Origin of the sequence: Kitasatospora sp. NPDC101235 (assembly GCF_044767505.1) — a bacterium.
GTDB lineage: Bacteria > Actinomycetota > Actinomycetes > Streptomycetales > Streptomycetaceae > Kitasatospora.
Genome location: NZ_JBIWNZ010000024.1, coordinates 115,399 through 128,274, shown reverse-complemented (window position 1 = coordinate 128,274; position 12,876 = coordinate 115,399). Strand labels below are relative to the sequence as shown.

Below are 12,876 nucleotides of genomic sequence, written 5' to 3'. Positions count from 1 at the left end.
TCCCTTGTCAGCGCAGGGCGTGCAGTGAGTCGGCTTCGCGGGCGCCCCAGGCGGAGACCGTCCACAGGATGCACAGCGGGGTGGTGTCGCGGTCGCAGGAGTAGAAGCCCTCGTCCTTGTAGGCGGGGATCCGGGAGTACGCGGGGCAGCCGCCGCCGCAGGTCTCCGTGTTGGGGCAGCCGGTGCACACCGGGTCGGCGGTGAGGTAGGCGTTGAGTTCGTTGTTCGGGTCGGGGTTCAGGATGAGCCGGTCGCCGTCGAAGGTGGCGTAGTGCCGGCCGTCGTCCATGAAGACGGGGCAGGCGAAGACCGTGCCGTCCGGGTAGACGTGCGGGCGGTCGAGGGTGCGGGCGGGGCAGCCCGGGTAGCCGCGGTCGAACCACGCCTCCTGGGCGTCGGCCTTGACGAAGGTCGGCGGGTAGTAGACCGCCAGGCGCGGCTCGGGCGGGAAGGCTTCGATCTCGGCGCAGAAGTCCATCCACTCGGTGGGGCTGAGCGGTTGGAGGAAGCGGCCTCCGTTCCCGGTCTTGCCGAGGTTGTGGAAGCTGAGCGTGTGGGCGCCGAGTTCGGCGAGGAAGGGGATGAGGTCGAGGGCGCCCTCGCGGTTGGTCTTCGAGACGGTGCACATCACGCGGACCTGGTAGCCGAGTTCGCGGGCCTGGGCGATGTGGCGGACGACCTTGTCGTAGTTGGCGGGGTTGCCTCGAATCTTGCGGTGGATGAGCGGGTCGGCGGACTCCAGGGAGAAGTTGAAGCTGTTCAGGGTGCTCGGGGGGATCTTGCCGAACAGGTCGTCGTCGAAGTCGCCGTTGCTGCTGATGGTGACCTGGTAGCCGCGTTCGCGGCCCGCAGCGACGATCGTGGGCAGCTCGGGGTGCATAGTGGGCTCGCCGCCGAGGAGGTAGAGCTTGTCGTGGCCTCCGGTGATCCGGAAGTAGTCCATGACCTTGATGGCCTGCTCGACGCTCATGGTGTTGGCGGCGTTGAGGCGGTCGTTGCCCACGTAGCAGGTCTTGCACCGTAGGCCGCAGGCGGTGGTGGGGTAAAGGAAGACGAACCGCTCGCGGGTCTGCCGGTAGATCGGCAGGCGGGTGGTGGGCATGCCGAGGGAGACGGTGGTCATCGGTGTCCTTCCGGTTCGCAGTGGAGGAAGGCGAGGCACTGGGCGGTAAGGGGTGCCGCGAGGGTGTCGGCGGCGGGCAGCGGGCAGTCGGCGCCGTCAAGAGGGGAGGTGACGGGGCCGGCCTGGTGCAGGGCTTCGAACCGGGCGGGAACCTCGGTGCCGAACCAGCGTTCCAGGCCGACGCCGACAGGCGTGTCGGTCCAGGCCGCGGTGTCGGCCCGGGACTGCCACAGGTCTGCGAGCCGCTGCTGCGGGCTGCCGGGAGGCAGGCGGAGCCTGCCCTTGTGTTCCTGGATCCGGGGCATCGGCCAGGCGGAGAAGTAGGCCGCGGCCCGGGCTTCGAGCGCCGGCAGCAGGCCCGCAGGGTCGTGGACGGCGATCTTCGGGTCGGCGAGGAACTTGAAGACCACGTCGCCCTTGCGGAACACCGACAGGGGGCAGTCGGCGAGGTAGCAGGCAGACCGCTGAACGGCCGGCACGGCCGCGATGCAGTCTTCCGTGAAGGCCAGCAGGGTGTTCAGGGTGTCGAGGGTGAGGATCTCTCCGCAGTGGTCGAAGTCGAGGCCGGCGGCCTGGTGGACGTGGCGCAGGCGTTCGGCGAAGAGCCGTTCCTGCTCGTGATCGCTGAGGCCGGTGACGACGAAGCAGTCGATGTCGCTGGCCGGCTTGTTGGTGCCGCGTGCGTAGGAGCCACCGATGAAGGAGCTCAGGAGGTTGTCGCCGAAGATCTCGACGGCGGCTCGGCTGGCCTCCGTGACGGTGCGGGGGGCGCTCACGCGGCCAGCTCGGTGTAACGGCTGGGACGGCCCGTGATCGCTTCGGCTGCGGCAAGCCCGCCGACTGCGGCCTGGAGGATGCCCTGGGCAAGGCCGGTGCAGTCGCCGGCCGCGTACAGGCCGGGGGCCGTGGTCTCCAGGCTGTCGGTGAGCTTCAGCTCGTCCCAGAGGTTCTCCAGTTCCAGGCCGATCACCGCGACCTGGGAGGCGATGCGGCCGGACAGGGCGTCGCCGGTGAAGTAGGCCATCAGGTCTTCGAAGGCGTCGCACAGAGCGGTGTGGATGGCCTGGGGAAGGATGCCCGCGAGGTCGGCGACCTGGTAGTCGCGCAGTGAGGGGTGGAAGCCGCTGAGGCTGGCGAACTGCTCAAGTTCCTTGCAGGCGAGGGACCGGCTTCGGAAGTCGGGATACCACTGGAGGACGGGCTTTCCCGGCCGGTCGGTCCTCAGCGCCCGGTACGGGACGAGGAGGTTCTCGTCGACCCAAGCGGTTGTGCGCGGGCTGCCGTCAGGGGCCCGAAGCTGCGCGAGGAGGGCGAAGTTCGCCGTGCTGCCCCTCTTCGCCTCGGGGATGACGTGGCCATCGAGGAGAGTGTGCTCGCCGTAGTCCGTGAACTTGATCCGGCCGCCCCCGGGACCGGCGCAGAAGCAGAACGTCTTGATCTTCACGCCGTTGGTGACGATGGTGGTCTTGAAGTCCTCGTGGATGTCGGACCCGCGCTGCAGGAGCGCGGTCGGGGCCTCGAAGCGGACTCCCACGGAGGGAGCGGGTGTGGAGTACGTGACTCCGAGACCGCGGAGGGTCTGCTGCCACCAGCGCTGGCCTCGCCGTCCGACCGCGACCACGACCGAACTCGCGTGCACGGTCTCGCTGCTGCCGGATCGGCTGGCGACTTCGGCCAGCCACGCTTGTCCGAGCGGCTGGAGGAAGGTGACCTGTGCCTGCATCCGTAACTCGGTGCCAGGGGCGGTGGTGATGCGGTGGTGGAGCCGTTCGATCAGCGTGCGCACCTGCGCCGCGCTGAGCGAGGCCACCGGGTAGTCCTTGACCGTGAACGGCCCGAGGACGGGGAGGGCTCCGTGGAACGTGGGCCGGTCCTCGCCGCACAGCCTCCGCAGCGCCTGTTCGGCGAGTCCTTCGGCCCGGTCGGTGCCGAGGAGTTCGGCCAGCCGCCGGCCGCTGGGGAACCGGGAGAGCTTGACCCCGTCTCCGTAGTGGATGGAGCCGCCGAAGCCGGAGATCACGTTGCAGATGCCCTGGCAGCCGTTGCAGGAGCGCAGGAGATCCACCGGGCAGGTGCGACGCAGGTGGGTGCGGCCGGCATCGACCAGCAGCACGCGGGACCCGTTCTCGGCGAGGCGATCGGCGGCGATCAGCCCGGCGGGGCCGGCGCCGATCACCAGCGTGTCGACGATCGTGGTCAACTGTGGCCTCCGTACTGGTTCTCGATCCACGAGGAGGCAGCGCGCGCTGCCTCGACAGCCGGCCGGTTGGCGTCCTCGATGAGGTCTGTCACGGCCGGGTGGTGCAGGTGCTGGTAGTTCGTTCGGTCATGCAGGACGGGCGTTGCGCACAGGTCGACGACCAGCGATCGGGCCGCGGAATCCGCGAGGCGCGCGATGTGGTCGCGGTACTGCGGCGTGAGCCCGGACGTCGCGAGCACCAGATCGAAACCGCTGTCCCGAACGGTGTCGGGTAGTTCTGTGATCCGCAGAACGGTCGCCTTGACGGCGCCGGCCCGCAGGAGCCGGCGAAGCTTCTTGGGGCTGCGGGTCAAGACGACGACTCGACGGTCGTCACCGAGTTCATGTGCGACGGCTTGGGCGAGCATGCCTCCGCCGACGATGACCAGGTTGCGTGGGCGGATGGCCGATGCGTCCAGCAGCGTTCGGGCGAGGTCGCGGTAGTCGAGGCGGGCCTGGAGTCCGAACCGGCGCCGAGCCTGACTGGCCAGCAGGAGCACCTCTGCCCCCACCGGTCGGAGGGGGTGGCCAGCGGGCAGCCGGTCGAAGGCCGAGTGGACCTGCTGGAAGACGAACCGTTCCCCGAGGATCAGGGACATCGCCCCGGCGGCGATCCGGGCCAGCCGGGAAGCTGCGGCCTCATGGCCGATGATCAGTCGGCTGAGCCGGATCGAGAGCGGCGCGGTGGCCGATTTCATGGGCTCGGCCTCGTACCACTCGACGCGGTGGCAGGTGTGCAGCAGGAGCCCGGTCGGCGAGTCCGTACCGACCACACCGTCCAACCGCAGGAACGATGCTCCGAGTTCTTCCAGCGGATGTGTGGTGACGTCATTGAATGCGCACCAAGCGATCCGGCTCATGACACCTGCCGAGCTGATCCTGTCGTCACGCGGTGGATCAGCGGTCTGGACCATGAGTACCTCCTCAGTTCCAGTGAGCCTGCGCAGACTAGTCTGCGCCGAGGTAAGCCGCTCCACACGAAGGCCGGAACTGGTCAACTGCTCCGGCGCAGCCAGGAGTCGGCGCGGAATTCGGGCGACCAGCGGTGCACCTCGTCGGGAATGTGCGGTAAGCGGAGGACTGACTGCTGCCCGGATTCGCCACGCGGCGGACCAGAGCGCTGTTCAGGTGGGCCGCTGACTCCAAGGACCAGGACCGAGGCATGCCGACGTGGAGGTGCACCACTGGCCAAGACGGCCTGCGCCAGACAGACACGGACCGCATCACGATGATGGCGCTGCGTCAGGTTCTTAGCAAGCCTTCGCAATTGGAAAATTTTTCCTACTCGACAGGCTGCATGAGAACAGCAGGGCTTACCCACTACGATCAACCTGACCCTGGAGGTGCTGATGGCCGACCAACCCAACCCCCGACGCCGGCGGCTCGGCGCGGAGGTGCGCCACCGGCGGCAGGAACTCGGCTGGTCGCTGGAAACGGCTGCCGCGCAGCTCGGCTACAGATCAGCGAGCACCGTCCACAAGATCGAGTCCGGCGACCAGCAGATCACCCTCCAGAAGCTCCCTCACCTCTTGGCCGTACTCGGGATCACCGACCCGCCTGCCCAGGCGTTCTGGCACGAGCTGGTCCTCAGCGCGAACAGCAGCGACTGGAAGGAGCGGTTCCCAGGCGACGCCGACGATCCTTTCGGGAACTACTACACCGACATCGAACTCGCCTCGTCGGCCTTCCTCTGGTCACCCACAGCACCACACGGGCTGCTCCAAGACGCGCTTACCGAGCGCACGGTCATCGAGGCTGGCCGCGCCTGGGACAACGAGTCCGACGTCGATCGCTTCGTCGCCGTGCGTTCCGACCTCCGCAAGCGGATTCTCTCCCGGCAGCCACCGCTGGTGATCACGTCAGTGCTCACCGAAGGCCAGCTCCGGCAGGAGATCGGAGGACGCGCCGGGGTGCACCAACAGATCAAGCACCTCACCACGCTCGCCAGAAGCAGCCCGGTAATCACCATCCTGGTGATCCCGTTCTCTGCCGGCGCGCACGCAGGGATAGACGGCCCGTTCATGTTGATGACGTTTCCGACCGGCCGAGCGAGCGTCACCATCGAGGGCAGGCGCGCCGCCCTGCATATCCACGACAGCGATGTCGTCAGCGAGTACCAGCGCGTTGGCGAACACCTCACAGACGACGCGCTGTCGCCCGAGAAGTCGCTCGCCTTCCTAGATCAACTCGCCGAGGAATACGCATGACCCCCCACCACCCCAACCCCGTCCCGGCAGACCTCACCCCCGGTTGGCTGGCCAAGCAACTCGCATCGGCCCACTGGCAATCTGCAAGCACGGGCGGCTCCAACTGCGTTGAGGTCGCCCGACTGCCCCAGGCAATCACGGCGATCCGCGACTCGCTCAACCCACACCACGAGCCCCTCGTTCTCTCCGACCCGAAGTTCGAGGATCTCGCCAGCAGCATCATCAACGGCAGGCTCCGCATGCCTGCTCATCTGTGCGCCGACCCCATCACGGCGGATACCAAGAACGAACTTCCGCTCGGCTGGCTGGCCCAGCAACTCGCAGGAGCACAGTGGGAATCGGCGAGCACCAACGAGTCCGGCTGCATCGAGGCCGCCCTCCTGCCCCGCGCCATCACTGCTTTCCGTGACCGGCGCAAGAACTTCTTGATCTTCGCGGCCTCCGAAATCAACGACTTCGCCGTCGGCCTCGCTAATGGGAAATTCCACAGATAGCCACCTGCTCGGCCGTTGCCGAACGCTGCTGGGTCGACCAAGGGCCCTAATACTCCAGCCGGAGATGTGATCTTCATGGCTGTAGGGCGGCTTGGCGGTGGTAGTGGCTGCGGCAGGCTCGGGCCTGGTGGCGTCGTCGCCAGAGGGACCAGTGCAGTCGGTGTGCGAGGTCTCGCGCAGGCTGTGTGAGTAGAGCGGTGAACAGGCGTTGGATCTCGTTGCAGGTGAGCGGGATCAGTCCGTCGGGGCTGGTTCCGTCGTCGGCCAAGGCCTGGCCCTGGCGCTCTAGGGCGGCGGCGACGGCGAGGAAGGCGTGGGCGAGCAGGGCCAGGGTGACCCAGCGGTGCCACGAGTTCCAGCGGCGGACCTGGTGCTCGTCCAGTCCGGCCAGGGTCTTTGAGCTCTGGAACGTCTCCTCCACGGTCCAGCGGCTTCCGGCGATCTTGACCAGGGTGGACAGCGGCACTGGTCGGGGCGCGTAGCAGCGGTAATAGGCGAGTTCACCGGTACGGCGGTTGCGGCGGGCCAGCAGGTACTGGTGCCCCGCCAGGCCGGATGTGGTGAGAGCGATGTGCGCCCAGTCGTACCAGCGGTGGCCTTTCGCGCCCTTTCCGGCGGACAGCTTGTGCCAGGCCCGCCGTGGGATGCGCTTGACGAGGTGGTCCGCGCGTTGAGGTCCGGCTGGGGTGGGGACACGGTGGGTGCTGGATATGGCCAGTACGTAGCCAAGCTGCCGCCTTTCCAGGACAGCGCGCAGGTGAGGGTTGTCGCCGTAGACCTCGTCGCCGGCCGCCCATGCGGCCGGGACCCCGGCGTCCAGCGCCCGCTCGATCATCTGCGCGGCGAGCTGCGGCTTGGTCGCGAAGCCGGCGCTCTCGGGCACGCCGGCCCTGCGGCACCGCGCGGGATCGGATGTCCAGGACTTCGGCAGGTAGAGCGCGCGATCGATGCCCGCGTGGCCGTGCCTGGAGGTGTAGGTGAGGAAGACGGCGACCTGGGCGTTCTCGATCCGCCCGGCGGTACCGGTGTACTGGCGCTGCACACCGACGGTGTGGGTGCCTTTCTTCAGGTCGCCGGTCTCATCGACGACCAGCACGGCCTGGTCGTCGGTCAGATGGTCCACCACGAACGCCCCGCAGGTCGTCGCGCACCTGGTCGGCGTCCCACTTCGCCCGGCCGAGCAGGTGCTGCAGCCCGTCCGGCCTGGTGTCCCCGGCGTGCTCGGCGATCGTCCAGCAGTTTTTACGCGGCAGGTCCGCCAGCAGTCCCAGCACCAACTGCCGTACCCGCAACCGGGGTTCCAGCCGCGTAAAACGGCCTGCGATCCGGCCCATGAGGCCGTCGAACATGGCCTGCCAGCGGGCAGGTACTACGCTGTGACCCGCGGCCACCGCTTCATCGTCAGTCCACACACCTCACGATGATCACGGTGGCCGCAGCTGTCTGGCTACCGGGTTCCATCAGCAGAATCACCCTGCGGCTGGAGTACTGGCGACGCGGTACGTCGAGGATCGAGGAGAGGCCATGGAACCCTGCCCGGAGTGCGGTGCATCGATGGATCCGCGATCCTGCGACGAGTTGTTCCATGCCTTGCTCGCGTTGGACCATTCACGTCAGGCACCGTGGGGGCCGCTGCATGGTGTCTCAGTCTCTTGCTTCCTGCTCCAACACCCCAGTCGGCTTCCCGCCGACGACGGCGCGATGGCTTGGGCGCTCCTGCATACATACCTCGAAGGCGGCCTCGACGAAGTGAACCAGCTCGTCGGTCAGGCCCGTCGTGATAACTCCCATCGTGTGAAGGGCGGGCCTCTACGAGTGGTCCGGGACGCGCCCCTGCCGCACCGGGATGCGTCGCGATCCCGTTTCTCCGTCACGATCCAAGACGTCGCCGTCGATGGGACGTTCCCCTCCTCGGCGTTCACGGAACGCGTCAAGGCTTGGGCCGCCGCGACGGTCGATGCGTGGAGCTGCGGCACGTGACCGAAAAGACCTTGGCCTGCCGAAGAACAGGCCCACGACATTCAGGTCGTTCGGCCTGGCCATGACCGCGCTCACGACGCTGGTCCGCCTGGCGCCGAACTCGCCCAGCCCGCGCACACCGCAGCCGTTAGCCATGAAGATCACATCTCCGGCTGGAGTACTAAGAGGTCAGGGCGCCGAGCACGCGCCTCGGCGCCAGCGGCGGAGCGTTATCCAACCAGTCAGGCAGCTAAGGCGGTTGCAGTTGACTCCGGACCACGCTGGTTGCCGTCAGGTTGCGTGTGCGGCACGGTCAGGAACGCTGGTCGCGATGGAACGGGCTGAGACCTGGGTCGGCGGCGAGCCCCATGCCTACGGCCTCGTCTTCCGGGCGAGAAGGTGTGCATCGGCAGACGCGGCCACCATTTGACCAGTTCGGGGAGTACGCCTCTCGGCGGGGTGACACCGATCAACTCGATCAACTCGTGGGCTCGGTCCGCCGGTGGGACAGCGAGCTCCGGGTATCAACCGCGGGCCCCGACCGGGCGATCCGGCAGCAATGAGGTCTCGTTCGCCCGCCAGACCGCCTGATCGCGCGGGGGTCCTGCCACGTTGCGGACCCCGACCAGCAGGGCATCGCAACGCCGACCAGTGCTGAGGCAGTTTCTGTTCCGCTCCAACCCTGTTCGAGGGCTCACGCCCGCGGCCGCCGTTCCGCCCGGAACCAGCGACCTCGGTCGGTGGACGCTCCGACCGTCCGGCGCCTGCGCACCGTGACGGTTCGGTCCAGCCTCGGGTCGAGACGCTACTCGGCCTGGGTCAGTGCGTACTCGACAAGGTCGAGCCGTAGGTCCACGGCCTACCGGACGGGTCCGGGGCCGGCACCCCGCGGCGGGACGATCCCGGTCAGCTCCTCTGCCTGGTCGGCCAACAGGGGTGCCAGACCGGGGTAGTAACCGCGGTCGGCGGCCTGGAGCATCTCCGCGAGGGCGATCAGCTGGCCGACACGTCCGGCGGGGGTGTCGAAGATGTCCGCGAACTCCTCGCGGGTCCGGTTGGCGATCTCGGGGACGAGGAGGCTGCTGACCCACAAGACGGCGGGGTCGTAGCCGACCGGGACCAGGCCCCAGCGTTCCCAGTCGAGGATCTTGAGCGGCCTGGCGGTCAAGTTGGCCCACTGCAGGTCTCCGTGGCCAGTGACCCGCTCGACGCTCGCGGGGGCCGGGATGCCGAGGTACTTCGGGAAGACCTCTTCGACCCAGGTCTGCCGCAGGGTGGTCTTCGTGCCGGGCGCCTGTGCGATGCCGACCAGCGCGTCCTTCAGCGCGGCCCACCAGCCGTCGTCCAGGCCAGGGTCGTGGCGAAGATCCTGGGTGGTGGAGGCCGCAGGGCCTACCAGTTCGGAGACGTCAGCCTGGTAGAACCAGCCGGCTTCGGTCCAGTCCGCGGTGTCGTGGAGTCGGGGGCGGGGAACGGAGGCGGGGATGAGCTGTTCCGCGCCGAGGGCGCCCTGGCCGCTCGGCCGGGGCGCCCTGCGGCGGCTGCTTCTGGAGACGCGGAGCCAGGTGTTCTCAGCCGGGCGGCCGACGGTGGTACCGGAGGTACCGAAGATCGGCGGTCCGGTGCACACGAGGCCGAGGAACGCGGCGGCCTTCTGGTGTGCTGCGGTGAGGCTGTGCCGGGTTTCGTCATCCGGCTGAAAGGACATCGCGCACCGTCCTGAGTCGCTCGTCGGGGAGCGGTTCAGCGAGAACCGCTCTGGCATCGTCCCAGTGGCGCCGGGTGATGGTCGAGGCGAGAAGCACGTCCAGTGCCGGGTACGCCGACCTGTTCCGCAGGCCACCCAGCCTCGACTCGAACCCCGTCACCGCGACCGGCAAGAACGAACTCACCGCCGAGTGGCTGGCTACTCACCTCGACTCGGCCACATGGCGGTTCGGGGGCAGCGAGAGCATCGGCGTAGCCTTCCTGCCTCGTGACGTGACCGCCTTCTGTAGCCCTCTCGGCCAGGACAGGCGCCTCCTGATCTTCGCGCAGCCCGAGATCACCGACTTCTTCGCAGGCATCAGAGCTGGGCTGTTCCGCCGGTGAGGCGGCAGTAGCTGCAGCGGCGAACCTGATACTCGTGTCACGACATCCCGTTGTACAGCCTGCCGTCCAGGTGCGCCCGCACCGGTTCGAGCAGCCCACTCAGCACGAATTCGGGGACCGGGTCGTGGATGACCTAAGTGGATGCGGCCAACTCCCCAGTTCAGTCTTGTTTGGCAGCAACACACGCAAGGTGCGCCAGCAAGGCAGCTGTGTCGGTCAGGTCTGGCAACACCACCTCGGCGCCGGCCACACGAAGGTCAGAGGCGGAATGGACCCCCGTGGCGACAGCCACGATTTGAACCCCGCTGGTCAGCGCGGCCTCGACGTCCCGGGGAGTGTCACCGACCAGCACCACAGGAGAATCCACCGGAACAGCATGGGCAACGTGGACGCGGTCTCGGGCCACCGCGACGAGTGCCGCCCGATCTCGGTGGTCGGCACCATAGGCACCGACCCCCAGGTCCACCAGGTCGTCGAGCCCGAAGGCTGCCAGCTTCAACCGGGCGTTCGCCGCGATGTTCCCGGTCAGCACCGACGAGACGACCCCAGGTTCCTGCGCGACAGCAGTAAGGGCCTCCCGCACGCCGGGCAGCGCGCGGCCGCGCAGCCGCAGCGCCTCGGACCGCGCCCGGCCGGCGGCTTCGAGAGCGGCCTGGACGACGCTCCAGCCCGGCTGGGCCAGACCGTCTCGGTTGAACATCTCTCGCATGATCAGTCGATCGGTGCGCCCTTCTGTCACCGCAGGACCAGATGGCCGACGGTGCGCCACGGCTTCGAAAGCCGCCGCATAGATCTCCTTGCTCACTCCCGCGTTGTCGATGAGCGTGTGGTCGATGTCCCACAAGACGATGAGCGCCATCGGGCCAGCGTAGGCAGCATGTCGGGTCCGCGTCGGCCGCTACGCGTCCCAGGACGTCCTTGCGGGGCCTGCCGCCGTCCGGTTGGATGTCCACTGTGAACGAGCGATTGCGCTCCGCACTCGCCCAGCGCGGTGTCTCCCCGGTGGGACTCGCGGAGGCCTGCGAGGTGGACCCCAAGACGGTGACCCGCTGGTTAGGCGGTCGCGTGCCGCATGCACGTCACCGGTGGAATGTTGCACACCACCTGAAGGTGGACGAGGACTTCCTCTGGCCCCAGACCCGGCCACAGGCCGGACAGGCGGCCGGTCCCGGCACCGGCCTTGTGGCTACGTACCCCGATCGTGCCAGCGTCCCGCGGGAGATGTGGCTCTCCCTGCTGCTGGAGGCAGAGCAGGGTATCGACGTGCTGGTGTTCTCGGGGACGTTCTTCGCCCAGTCGAACCCGCGCATCGCCGCCATGCTGGCGCAGCGGGCAGCGGCCGGGGTGAAGGTCCGGCTGTGCTTCGGCGACCCGCAGGGCCACGCGGTGGCGATCCGCGGGCGGGAGGAGGGCATCGGCGACGCGCTCGCGGCGAAGATCGGCGCCTCGCTGACCTACTACCGGCCGCTGCTGGGCACGCCCGGTTGCGAGATCCGTCTGCACGACACCACTCTCTACAACTCGCTGTTCCGTTACGACGACGACCTGCTGGTCAACCCGCACGTGTGGGGCCAGCCAGCGTCCGCCAACCCACTGTTGCACCTCCAGAAGGGCGGCGACCTCGGTTGGTTCGGCGGCTACGCTTCAAGCTTCGACGCGGTCTGGGACTTGGCCCGGCCGTGGACCGACGACGCGCAGGGGGGCCAGCCTCGTGGCCGGTAGGACTGAGTACTACGGCGATCCGGACGCACCGGCCGCGAACTCGCTGGTGCCCGCGAGCAACCTGCTCGTGCAGAACGAGGCCGGCGAGATCCTGTTGCAACGCCGGCGCGACACCGGGCAGTGGGCACTGCCCGGCGGGAAGCAGGACATCGGCGAGTCTGCCGCCGACTGCGCGGTGCGCGAGTGCGAGGAGGAGACCGGGATCAAGGCGGAGATCACCGGACTCCTCGGCGTCTACTCCAACCCGGAGCACATCGTGGTGTACAGCAGCAACGGCGAAGCCCGCCAGCAGTTCGAGGTGGCATACATCGGCCGCCCGATCGGCGGCACCCCGACGGTCAACGACGAAGCCGACGGTGTGCGCTGGGTGAGGCCGGACGACCTGGACGAGTACGACATCCACCCGAGCATGCGCCAGCAGATCGGCCACTTCCTCAGCGGCAGGTACCCCTACCTCGGCTGAGCCGCGGCGGCGAGCCGGTGTTCGGTGCGGGCCACCGCTGCCTCGATCTCCGGCTGCGCGCGGTGGATGAACCGTCCCACCAGCGTGTCGGCTCCGTAGCGGGCGAGGATCTCCGCGACCCGCTCGCTGGCGCTGGTGGGCATGCCGTCGGGAGTGGTGGTCATGTCGCAGAAGATCAGGGCGTCCACCAGCACCTGGTCGTCGAGCAGCGGGAACTCCCGTTCCAGGGTCTCGCGCAGCCCGCGTTCCTCAGCCTCCAGCAGGGCGAGCGAGTGGTTGGCTACCAGCCGCACGAGCCGCGTATCCGCACCGTGCCGATCTCGCAGGAACCGCGCACCGTCCAGAGGGTGGAAGCCGGTCGTGGCAAGCCGAGGTGCGTAGCCGACGTCATGGAGCACGGCGGCGGCTACCATCAGGCCGCCGTCCGGCCCGGCGACCGAGGCCAGTTGCGCGGCCTGGCGTGCCACCCCCTGGGAGTGCGCCCACCGCCTCGGCAGGGTGGCCGACAGTTCTTCTTCGGCGATCCGCCACGCCCACTGGGGCAAAGTCTCCGTCATGCTGTCGGCCTTCCCGCCCGG

Annotated in this window: 13 protein-coding genes and 1 pseudogene; 6 read left to right on the top strand and 8 right to left on the bottom strand. The window is 68.4% G+C overall.

The window, feature by feature from the left end; translation table 11 throughout:
- Positions 1-7 precede the first annotated feature (7 nt).
- From ACIRRH_RS32025 to ACIRRH_RS32010, 4 genes are read right to left on the bottom strand one after another with little or no spacing between them, the layout of a single operon-like run.
- Positions 8-1,123 (bottom strand): radical SAM protein, encoded by a 1,116-nt coding sequence (locus ACIRRH_RS32025; protein WP_403074326.1) that lies wholly within the window; start codon positions 1,121-1,123, stop codon positions 8-10.
- A complete protein-coding gene (locus tag ACIRRH_RS32020; protein WP_403074324.1) occupies positions 1,120-1,899 on the bottom strand; it encodes a nucleotidyltransferase domain-containing protein in 780 nt (259 codons plus the stop codon). Before ACIRRH_RS32020 ends, ACIRRH_RS32025 begins: the two co-directional genes overlap by 4 nt.
- On the bottom strand, positions 1,896-3,323 hold the full coding sequence (locus tag ACIRRH_RS32015) for an FAD-dependent oxidoreductase (RefSeq protein ID WP_403074322.1): 1,428 nt from the start codon (positions 3,321-3,323) through the stop codon (positions 1,896-1,898). The genes ACIRRH_RS32020 and ACIRRH_RS32015 overlap by 4 nt, the downstream gene beginning before the upstream one ends.
- Positions 3,320-4,276 (bottom strand): hypothetical protein, encoded by a 957-nt coding sequence (locus ACIRRH_RS32010; protein ID WP_403074320.1) that lies wholly within the window; start codon positions 4,274-4,276, stop codon positions 3,320-3,322. Before ACIRRH_RS32010 ends, ACIRRH_RS32015 begins: the two co-directional genes overlap by 4 nt.
- A 435-nt stretch (positions 4,277-4,711) precedes the next feature.
- On the opposite strand from ACIRRH_RS32010, the gene ACIRRH_RS32005 reads away from it, so the two are divergent.
- A complete protein-coding gene (locus ACIRRH_RS32005) occupies positions 4,712-5,569 on the top strand; it encodes a helix-turn-helix domain-containing protein (RefSeq protein WP_403074318.1) in 858 nt (285 codons plus the stop codon).
- Positions 5,566-6,063, top strand: a complete 498-nt coding sequence (locus tag ACIRRH_RS32000; RefSeq protein ID WP_403074316.1) for a DUF397 domain-containing protein — start codon at positions 5,566-5,568, stop codon at positions 6,061-6,063. Before ACIRRH_RS32005 ends, ACIRRH_RS32000 begins: the two co-directional genes overlap by 4 nt.
- A gap of 73 nt (positions 6,064-6,136) precedes the next feature.
- Here ACIRRH_RS32000 and ACIRRH_RS31995 read toward each other — a convergent pair.
- Positions 6,137-7,397, bottom strand: a pseudogene (locus ACIRRH_RS31995) (IS701 family transposase).
- A 190-nt stretch (positions 7,398-7,587) separates the two neighbouring features.
- On the opposite strand from ACIRRH_RS31995, the gene ACIRRH_RS31990 reads away from it, so the two are divergent.
- Positions 7,588-8,043: a DUF5946 family protein gene (locus ACIRRH_RS31990; protein WP_403074314.1), complete on the top strand. Its 456-nt coding sequence runs from the start codon at positions 7,588-7,590 to the stop codon at positions 8,041-8,043.
- A gap of 838 nt (positions 8,044-8,881) precedes the next feature.
- Here ACIRRH_RS31990 and ACIRRH_RS31985 read toward each other — a convergent pair.
- Entirely contained in the window at positions 8,882-9,730 is an 849-nt protein-coding gene (locus tag ACIRRH_RS31985) for a hypothetical protein (RefSeq protein WP_403074312.1), read from the bottom strand.
- A 77-nt stretch (positions 9,731-9,807) separates the two neighbouring features.
- Between ACIRRH_RS31985 and ACIRRH_RS31980 the strand changes: the two genes are divergently transcribed.
- On the top strand, positions 9,808-10,113 hold the full coding sequence (locus tag ACIRRH_RS31980; RefSeq protein WP_403074310.1) for a hypothetical protein: 306 nt from the start codon (positions 9,808-9,810) through the stop codon (positions 10,111-10,113).
- Positions 10,114-10,273: 160 nt separating this feature from the next.
- Here the strand turns inward: ACIRRH_RS31980 and ACIRRH_RS31975 are convergent, their stop codons facing one another.
- Positions 10,274-10,972 (bottom strand): HAD family hydrolase, encoded by a 699-nt coding sequence (locus tag ACIRRH_RS31975; protein WP_403074308.1) that lies wholly within the window; start codon positions 10,970-10,972, stop codon positions 10,274-10,276.
- Between the two features lie 95 nt (positions 10,973-11,067).
- On the opposite strand from ACIRRH_RS31975, the gene ACIRRH_RS31970 reads away from it, so the two are divergent.
- Positions 11,068-11,835: an XRE family transcriptional regulator gene (locus tag ACIRRH_RS31970; protein WP_403074306.1), complete on the top strand. Its 768-nt coding sequence runs from the start codon at positions 11,068-11,070 to the stop codon at positions 11,833-11,835.
- Positions 11,825-12,298: an NUDIX hydrolase gene (locus tag ACIRRH_RS31965; protein ID WP_403074305.1), complete on the top strand. Its 474-nt coding sequence runs from the start codon at positions 11,825-11,827 to the stop codon at positions 12,296-12,298. Before ACIRRH_RS31970 ends, ACIRRH_RS31965 begins: the two co-directional genes overlap by 11 nt.
- On the opposite strand, the gene ACIRRH_RS31960 is transcribed toward ACIRRH_RS31965, so the two are convergent.
- Complete coding sequence (locus ACIRRH_RS31960; RefSeq protein WP_403074303.1) at positions 12,286-12,855, bottom strand: HD domain-containing protein; 570 nt, start codon at positions 12,853-12,855, stop codon at positions 12,286-12,288. The genes ACIRRH_RS31965 and ACIRRH_RS31960 overlap by 13 nt on opposite strands.
- Positions 12,856-12,876 lie beyond the last annotated feature (21 nt).

What these genes read in the sequence shown, in the direction of transcription:
- ACIRRH_RS32025 (WP_403074326.1), bottom strand. Translation starts at nt 1,123, where the DNA reads ATGACCACCGTCTCCCTCGGCATGCCCACCACCCGCCTGCCGATCTAC.
- ACIRRH_RS32010 (WP_403074320.1), bottom strand. Translation starts at nt 4,276, where the DNA reads ATGGTCCAGACCGCTGATCCACCGCGTGACGACAGGATCAGCTCGGCA.
- ACIRRH_RS32005 (WP_403074318.1), top strand. Translation starts at nt 4,712, where the DNA reads ATGGCCGACCAACCCAACCCCCGACGCCGGCGGCTCGGCGCGGAGGTG.
- ACIRRH_RS32000 (WP_403074316.1), top strand. Translation starts at nt 5,566, where the DNA reads ATGACCCCCCACCACCCCAACCCCGTCCCGGCAGACCTCACCCCCGGT.
- ACIRRH_RS31990 (WP_403074314.1), top strand. Translation starts at nt 7,588, where the DNA reads ATGGAACCCTGCCCGGAGTGCGGTGCATCGATGGATCCGCGATCCTGC.
- ACIRRH_RS31985 (WP_403074312.1), bottom strand. Translation starts at nt 9,730, where the DNA reads ATGTCCTTTCAGCCGGATGACGAAACCCGGCACAGCCTCACCGCAGCA.
- ACIRRH_RS31980 (WP_403074310.1), top strand. Translation starts at nt 9,808, where the DNA reads ATGGTCGAGGCGAGAAGCACGTCCAGTGCCGGGTACGCCGACCTGTTC.
- ACIRRH_RS31975 (WP_403074308.1), bottom strand. Translation starts at nt 10,972, where the DNA reads ATGGCGCTCATCGTCTTGTGGGACATCGACCACACGCTCATCGACAAC.
- ACIRRH_RS31960 (WP_403074303.1), bottom strand. Translation starts at nt 12,855, where the DNA reads ATGACGGAGACTTTGCCCCAGTGGGCGTGGCGGATCGCCGAAGAAGAA.